This window comes from Burkholderia sp. BCC0097, from assembly GCF_902832985.1.
GTDB classification, from domain to species: domain Bacteria; phylum Pseudomonadota; class Gammaproteobacteria; order Burkholderiales; family Burkholderiaceae; genus Burkholderia; species Burkholderia orbicola.
The window spans coordinates 96,119-104,565 of the sequence record NZ_CADFDM010000015.1; the positions used below are offsets into that span (position 1 = coordinate 96,119).

The following is an 8,447-nucleotide window of genomic DNA, read 5'->3' on the forward strand; positions in this document are numbered from 1 at the left end:
GCACCGTCCCGGCCTCGGCCGACCGCTCAATCGGCCAAACTGACCGGGCTTTTCCCGTCACCTCGCGGCATCGGCGCGACGGCACGCTACCCATAATGGTATCGACCGACTTTCCGCAGATTTCATCATGTTCTCGACCGAACTGCCCGCCTCCGCCCCGCTCACGCCCGAACAGCAGCTTGCGCAGGACATTGCGCTCGTCATGGACAACGCGCTCGAGCGCCAGCGCAGCGGCGCGTTCGATGACGCCCGGGCACTGTACGAGGCCATCCTCGACGCGGTGCCCGCGCACGGCGACGCGCATTACAACCTCGCGGTGCTGCTGGTCGATACGGGTCAACCGGCCGACGCGGTGCCGCATTTCGAAGCCGCGCTCGGCGCGAATCCGACCAACGGCTACTACTGGGTCAGCTACATCCATGCACTGCACCGCAGCGGGCAGACACCCGCGGCGTGGATCGCCGTCGAGCTCGCGCAGCAGCGCGGTGTGCGCGGCCCCGCACTCGATGGGCTGATCGCGCAAATGGCGATGCCCGATTCGGTGCTCCCGACCGCAGCGGCCGCAACTGCAGCCTCCAGTGACATCGAAGCGGCGATCATCAAGGAAACCGCAGCCACTGCGCCAGTGCGCGAGAGCGCCGGCAAACCGGCGCCCCGAGCCCCACAGAATTTGCTCCAGAAGCACGCCGCGCTTTTCGGCAAAGGCAAGTACGCGGAAGCTACTACGCTTGCGCAACGGCTTGCCGCCGATTATCCGGACGACGGCGCATGCTGGCGCGCGCTGTCCGCATCGTTGCACAAGGACGGTCGCTATGCAGAGATGATCGACGCCGGTCTGCGCGCGGTCGAATTGCTGCCGGACGAAGTGCTCGTGCGCATCCTGCTAGCCGATACGCTGCGGGTAATGAGCCGTCTTGCGGAAGCCGACGAACAGTGCCGACGCCTGCTTGAGCTCCGGCCAGACCATCCGGAGGGGTTACGGATCCACGGTCTCGTCCTTTTCGCGCTGCGTCGCCCCGAGGAAGCGATCGCCGCCTGCCGGCGTGCGGTCGAACTCGCACCCGGCCTTGCCGCCCCGAACGGCACGCTAGGATTCGTGCTGCTCGAACAGGGTGCGACACAGGAGGCACTCGGCTGGCTGCGGCGAGCGATCGAAATCGACCCGACCGACAACGTGACCCACAGCAGCATGCTCTTCTGTATCGCGCACAGCAGCGACTTCGATCCGGAGATGCTCGTCGCGGAGCACCGCAAGTTCGGCCAGCGGTACGACAACCACAAGCGCAAGCGCACGGCTGCGTTCTCGAATCCGCGCGATCCTGCGCGCCAGTTGCGGGTCGGTTTCGTGTCGGGCGACCTGTTCAACCACGCAGTCGCCTCCTACGCTGTGCCCGTGATCGAGCGTCTCGCAGCAGACACCGGCATCGCGATGCACTTCTATCACAACCACGTCGAGGAAGATGCAACCTCCGATCGTTTCAAGGCCCACGCGACGTGCTGGCGCAACGTCGCCGGCATGAGCGACCAGGCCTTCCTCGAACGCCTGCGCAATGACCGGCTCGACATCGTGATCGACCTGTCGGGCCATACCGGTCGCAACCGGCTCGTCGCGCTGGCGCAGCGCGCGGCGCCGGTGCAGGCGTCGTGGATCGGCTATCCGGCCACGACCGGCCTCGCCGAGATGGACTATTACCTGTCGGACCGCTTCGTCGCGCCGCACGGCGCGTTCGAAGACCAGTTCGTCGAGCAGATCGTCCGGCTGCCGGCGATCGCGCCGTTCATGCCGCCGCCCAACTGCCCGCCGGTCAACCTGCTGCCGGCACGGCACAACGGCTATACGACTTACGGCAGCTTCAACCGCCTGAACAAGCTGAGCCCGCACGTCATTGAGGTCTGGGCGCGCGTATTGCATGCAGATCCGACCGCTCGCATGGCGCTCGGCGCAATCGGCAATGCCGGCGACCAACACACCCTGACCCAGTGGTTCGCTGCGGCGGGCATCGATGTCGGCCGTCTGACATTCCACCGGCGCTCGAACATCCCGGTCTACATGCAACAGCACCACGGCGTCGATCTCTGTCTCGACACGTTCCCGTATACGGGGTCGACGACCACGCTGAATGCGCTATGGATGGGCGTGCCGACCGTGACGATCCCCGGCGCGACGATGGCCGGGCGCGGTAGCGCGGGGTGGCTGCAGCACGTCGGGCTCGATGCGTACATCGCGACGGACGAGGACGACTTCGTCGCGAAAGCGCTGGCGCTGGGCCGCGACACCGCCGCGCTGCAGGCGCTTCGCGCCGGCCTGCGCGCGCGCTGCGGGCAATCCGCCGCGTTCCGGCCGGCCGTCGTCGCGGCCGGGCTGTCGTCCGCGCTGCGCACGATGTGGACCCGCTGGTGCGCGGGAGAGCCCGTCACCGCATTCGACACGCCGCTGTTCGACGACGTGGCGACCGCACCGGCCGCGGCCGAGGCCTGAACGCCGCGCGTTATCGAGAGAGACCATCATGACCGCCAGCCTGCCTGCATCGTCCGTCGCGCAACTGCCGCACGAACGCATCTACGTCACGCAACCTCACCTGCCGCCGCTCGCGGAATTCCTCCCGTATCTCGAGAAAATCTGGGAGAGCCGCACGCTGACGAACGGCGGCCCGTTTCACCAGCAGTTCGAGCGTGCGCTGTGCGACTATCTCGGCGTGCCGTACCTGTCGCTGTTCGCGAACGGCACCCTTGCGCTCGTCACCGCGCTGCAGGCGCTGCGCATCACCGGCGAGGTGATCACGACGCCGTACTCGTTCGTCGCGACCGCCCATTCGCTGCTGTGGAACGGCATCAAGCCGGTATTCGTCGACGTCGCGCCCGGCACGCTCAATCTCGACCCCGCACGCATCGAGGCGGCGATCACGCCGCAGACCACCGCGATCATGCCCGTGCATTGCTACGGCAATCCGTGCGACGTCGACGCGATCCAGAAGATCGCCGACAACTACAACCTGCGCGTGATCTACGACGCCGCGCATGCGTTCGGCGTGCAGAACGCCGACGGCAGCGTGCTCGCGCACGGCGACCTGTCGGTGCTGAGCTTTCACGCGACGAAGGTGTTCAACACGTTCGAGGGCGGCGCGATCATCTGCCCCGACGCGAAGACCAAGCAGCGGATCGATCACCTGAAGAACTTCGGTTTCGTCGATGAAGTCACGGTCGTCGCGCCCGGCATCAACGGCAAGATGAGCGAAATCAACGCCGCGTTCGGGATGCTGCAGTTGCAGCATATCGACGGCGCACTCGCGCGCCGCCGCGAGATCGACGCGCTGTACCGCACGCTGCTCGCCGACGTGCGCGGCATCCGCTGCGTGCCGCTCGGCGGCCAGACCGTTGCGAACCATGCGTATTTCGCGATCCTCGTCGACGAAGACTATCCGCTCGACCGCGATGCGCTGTACCAGAAGCTGCGCGACTACGACGTGTACGCGCGCCGCTATTTCCATCCGCTGATTTCGGAATTTCCGATGTACCGCGGGCTGCCGTCCGCCAGCCGCGACAATCTGCCCGTCGCCACGGAGGCCGCGCGCAAGGTGTTGTGCCTGCCGATCTACCCGGCGCTCAGCGACGACATGGTCCGCCGCATCGTCGAGCTGATCGTCTTCTGACGCGCCGCGTCTACAGGTAACGGTCGCCCGCCGCGCGCGCACGGATCCGGCGCGCCGGATTGCCGTACGCCACCGTGTACGGCTCGACGTCGTGCAGGACGAGCGCACCCGCGCCAACGACGCTGTGCTCGCCGACCGCAATCCGGTGCCGCAGCAGCGCGCCGAGGCCGATCGCCGCGCCGCGACCGATCCGGCAGTTGCCGCCCGTGACGACGCCGGGCGCGAGGCTCGAGAAATCCTCCATCACACCGTCGTGATCGAGCGACGCATTCGTGTTGACGATGCATCCTTCGCCGATCGCGCAGCTCGGGTTGATCACCGCACCGGCCATCACGACCGTGCCCGCGCCGATCGTCGACGCCTTGCCGACGCGCGCCGCCGGATGCACCGCCGACACGCACGGCAAGCCCGGCACGAGCGCCGCGAGACCAGCCGTCACGTTCTCGCGTGCATGATTGTCGCCAATGGCGACCAACAGCCCGGCGATCCCGTGTTTGTCGACCAGTTGCGGCAAGTCGCGCTCGGCGCCCAGCACCGCGTAGCCGAGCGTCTCCTCGCCGGGGGGGCGAAAGGAATCGATCAGCCCGGCGATCCGGTACCGGCCGGCTTGTTCAACGATGTCGATCACGACCTTGGCGTGACCGGAAGAGCCGACGATGACGATGTTTTCCACAAGGGCCTCGATTGAACTGATAAGCAGCGGCATCCGGGTCGCGTTTCGTGCAGTATGCCGTGTCGCCGCGCCCGTGCCGCGCGCGCCGTCATGTCAAACGCCATGCGCCGTTTCGTCCGCCGTCACGCATGCGGCAGAGAAATGCGCGGCAAACGCCTCCCGCAGCCGCTCGGCCATTTGAATCCAGCTGTCGCCGCGCCCACGCCGGAACAGCCGCACCGTGCCCGGATACCAAGGCGAATCCTCACGGTCGTGCATCCACCGCCAGTCCACGTCCTGATTCGGCAGCAGCACCCAGCAGGGCTTGCCGAGCGATGCGGCCAGATGCGCGGTCGACGTGTCGACGCACACCACGAGATCGAGTTGCGCGACGATCGCGGCCGTATCGGCGAAATCGTCGAGCTCCGAGCCCAGGTGCAGCAACGGCAACCCGCCCGGCGGCTGGCGCGCTTCGTCCTCGCCCTGCCCTTTCTGCAGGCTCACGAAATTCACGCCCGGCACGCTCCATAGCGGTGTCAGCAATGCCAGTGACGGCAGCGAACGGTGCGCGTCGTTGTGATGCTTCGGATTGCCTTTCCATACAAGGCCGACGCGCGGGCCGGCCGGCAGCGCAGCGAGGCGCGCGCCCCAGTGCGCGACGCGTGCCGGATCGGGTACGAACCGCACCGGCGGCGGGATCGTGTCGAGCGTCGTGCCCGCGTGCATCGGCGCGCTCAACAGGCTCGTCCAGTAATCGAATTGCGCGGCCTGGACGGTGGCCGCCTCGTGATCGAGCACCGCGTCGACACCGTCGACCGTCTCCATCAGCCGATGCAGCGCCGGCTGGCACGCGAACACCACCCGCGCCGCCCGCCTCACGCGAAATTCCGCGAAATACCGACTGAACTGCAGCATGTCGCCGAGGCCGTCCTCCTGCCACACGAGCAGCGTCTTGCCGGCTAGCGGCTCGCCTTGCCACTGCGCGCACCGCAGTACCTCGCGGGTTCGGCGGTGCACGAACGTCGACTGCTCGTAGCGCGATTCGTAGCGGCGCCAGCCTTCCTCGAATCGTCCCCGGCTGAGCAGCAGCGTCGCCAGCCCGAAGCGCGCGTCGTCATAGTCGGCGCGCAGGTCGAGCGCGCGACGGTATGCGCGTTCGGCTTCGTCGAGGCGGCCCGCATGCGCGAAGGTCGTGCCGAGGTTGTAGTGCACCTCGGCCATCTGCGGCGCGAGCGCCAGCGCGTCGGTGAACGCGACGGCCGCTTCGTCGTGGCGGCCCTGCGCACGCAGGACGCAGCCGAGATTGTTGTGTGGCTGCGGCAGGCCGGGCCGGCAGCGGATGGCGTCGCGATAGGCCGCTTCCGCTTCGGGCAGGCGATCGAGGTTCTGCAGCGCGACGCCGAGGTTGTAATGCGCTTCCGGATGATCGGGACACAGTGCGAGGGTCTGTCGGCTGGCCGACTCCGCTTCCGGCAGCCGCTGCATGTCGACGAGGATCGCGCCGAGATTCGCGTGCGCGAGTACATGATCGGCGCGAACGGCGATCGCGAGCCGGTACGCGAGCTCCGCCTCCGCCGGCCGCACGAGGATGCGAAGCAGGTTGCCGAGATCGGTCAGCACGTCGGGCGACCGCGGCTCGATCAGCAGCGCCTGCCCGAACGCCTGTTCGGCCTCGTCGAGCCGGCCGAGTGCTTCGAGCACCTTGCCGAACCGGTGATGGTGCGACGCGCGCAACGGCGTGATGGAGGCGAGCTGCCGACGCAGCAGCGCTTCGGCTTCGGGCAAGCGGCCCTGCGACACCAGCAGCGCACCAAGGCCGTCATAGGGAGGGTCGAACGCCGGCATCGCATCGATCGCGCGCCGCCACCACGCCTCGGCATCCGCCAGTCGGTTCAGACCGAGCGCGCATACGGCCGCGACGTGCAGCGCCGCGGCGTCCACCGCAGGCGCGTCGAGCAATGGCGCAACGCGCGAGAGCGCGTCGGCAAACTGTCCGTTCTGGCAGAGGGTCGCGGCGTGTTGAACAGGCGCGAAAGCGTCGGAGGCAGGCGTCGTCATGAAAGGCTGGGCAAAGCGGCGGACAGTCATTGCGTCCGGCCGGCGCGGCGGCGCACGGCATGCGCGACGCGTGCCGCGCCCGGGCGACCGTTTCAGCACGGATAGCGTCGATTGACAGGTTACCCAAGCAGGCCTGCACGCAATACGGCGATCTGAGCCCATTCCGCCCGGCTATTCGGAGCAATGGGCCTGCCGCCTCGCGCGTGGCGGGGCCTCGCTGAACGACACCGGCCGTCCGCTCAGCTCGACGAACATCCGCCGCAACTGCTCGAACTGCACGAGCTGGAACTGCACGAACTCGACGAACTGCAGCTCGACCCGATGGTGCTCGAATCGCTGCCAGACGACCCGGTCGATCCGCCGGCGCGCGCGGCGGCCGCCAGCGGCGGCGGCTCCATCAACGCGCTCGCATGCATCGCCCACGCGGTGCCAGCCAGCGCACCTGCGCCGAACAGCGCGGTTGCCCACAGCAGATCATCCGGCGTACTGCGTTCGTCCCGGCGATCGTTCCGGTTGGCGGCAAGCGTCGCCTGCCCGCCGACCGACAGCCCACCCCGCCCGAAACCGATCATATGCCGCACGACGATACCGTAGGCGATCGCGAACCCCGCCATGCTGATGCCGAGCAGCAGCACCGGTCGGCCGCGACTCAACCCGATCGCGAGTTTCGCCGCGCCTGTTCCGAGCACGACCAGCACGATCGCTCGCGCAACGAGCCACGCCGTACGCATCTCGCCGGGTGCCCACAGCCAGTCGCGCCGACGCACCGCATTGGCATATCTGGACGCCCGGCGCGCGAGAAGCTGGCGGAACGCACCGAAGCTCGCCTCCCCGCCCGGTTGCGCGCCTAGCCATTCGCACTCGTCCGCGTAATCACCCGCACGCGCCGCATCGCGAATCTGTACACGAACACCCAGCCGACCGGCCATCCTCAGGTCGATCGCGCCCGCCTGGATCAGCGACAGCGTCATGACCTGCACGACCCGCGACTCCTCGCCCGCGACGTACGCGGCCTCCTCGGGTGTCAGGTCCGGCATCGCTTCACGGGTGAGTACGGTCCTGCGCCGGCAACGGTATTCGATCTGCTGCAAACAGACGATCACCAGCAATGCGACGACGCAAAGCGGCACGTAGAACGCGAGAAACTGCGGCCCTGTGTAGTCCAGCACGTCGAGATCCTGCGCCGATGCGCAGGTCGCGGCGACGCTCGCGGCCGCCGCCGGCCATACGAGCTTCGGCAGACGGTCGCGCCATGCGCGGCGCGGCGCCACGGCGGCCATGCGCTCGGGCTGCTGCGCCTCGGCCTCGGCCGTCCGGTCGACCGAACGAGGCCAGATCGCTGCCGGCGGCTCGCAGCCGAACAGCCGACGATAGCTGTCGAGCGTGTCGCGGTAGCGCTGCGTGTACACGGCGGCCTCGTCGGGCGCGCCGGTACCGGGCATATGGTGCAACCGTGCGCGCAGCACGTCGGCGCAGAAGACGTCCCAGTATTCGAGGGTGTATTGCAGATGGAAATGCCACGCGGCATCGACCGCGACCGACGGCGTGACCGGATGCCCGGCCGCCTGCGCGAGAAACGCGAAGCGCTTGTATTCGTCGATCACGGCCAGCGCGTGGTCGTGCGACCAGCCTTCGGCTTCGGCGAGGCGCCAGCTGTACGGCAGCGGCGCGTGCGGATCGTCGGGGGAATACGCATGCAGACGCGCGAGCAGCGCCTGCTGCGCATCGGTCAGCGGGCAGGCGGCGACTGCGGTCGAGGTGGACGGAATGGCAGCCATCGGGAGTCGGCGCGATGCGCGGACGGCCGCCGCGATCGACGCTTGGAGTTGTCGTTGCGGGCGATTCTCGCACAACGGAAAGGCGGGGAACTAGCGTGGGACCCGGTGCGGGAAATGACGACGCGATGCCGATACGTCCGTGCGGTGACACCACGTTCGAACTACTGCGGAAAAACGGATCGGGAAATTCGACGCCTGGAATCAGGCTATTTGGCGCGCCCGGCTGGGATCGAACCAGCAACCCCTGCCTTCGGAGCTTTACCGGCACACCGGGAGCCTTTAAAAATCAAAGCCTTACACGACTCGCAA

Annotated in this window: 5 protein-coding genes; 2 read left to right on the forward strand and 3 right to left on the reverse strand. The window is 67.9% G+C overall.

Annotated elements, in window-relative coordinates:
* The first annotated feature begins 127 nt into the window (after positions 1-127).
* The gene (locus HWX07_RS34940; protein ID WP_175879299.1) at positions 128-2,479 is read left to right on the forward strand and encodes a tetratricopeptide repeat protein; all 2,352 of its coding nucleotides are present in this window, start codon (positions 128-130) and stop codon (positions 2,477-2,479) included.
* Between the two features lie 28 nt (positions 2,480-2,507).
* Complete coding sequence (gene vioA / locus HWX07_RS34945; protein ID WP_175879300.1) at positions 2,508-3,650, forward strand: dTDP-4-amino-4,6-dideoxy-D-glucose aminotransferase VioA; 1,143 nt, start codon at positions 2,508-2,510, stop codon at positions 3,648-3,650.
* Positions 3,651-3,660: 10 nt separating this feature from the next.
* On the opposite strand, the gene HWX07_RS34950 is transcribed toward vioA, so the two are convergent.
* The 3 genes from HWX07_RS34950 to HWX07_RS34960 all read right to left on the reverse strand — a co-directional run bounded on the left by HWX07_RS34950 (position 3,661) and on the right by HWX07_RS34960 (position 8,138).
* A complete protein-coding gene (locus HWX07_RS34950) occupies positions 3,661-4,323 on the reverse strand; it encodes an acetyltransferase (protein ID WP_175879301.1) in 663 nt (220 codons plus the stop codon).
* 93 nt (positions 4,324-4,416) lie between these two features.
* Positions 4,417-6,390 carry a tetratricopeptide repeat-containing glycosyltransferase family protein gene (locus HWX07_RS34955; RefSeq protein ID WP_175879302.1) on the reverse strand — a complete coding sequence of 658 codons (1,974 nt, stop codon included), beginning with the start codon at positions 6,388-6,390 and terminating at the stop codon, positions 4,417-4,419.
* A gap of 209 nt (positions 6,391-6,599) precedes the next feature.
* Positions 6,600-8,138, reverse strand: coding sequence for a TIGR04222 domain-containing membrane protein (locus tag HWX07_RS34960; protein ID WP_175879303.1), 1,539 nt, complete (start codon positions 8,136-8,138; stop codon positions 6,600-6,602).
* Positions 8,139-8,447 lie beyond the last annotated feature (309 nt).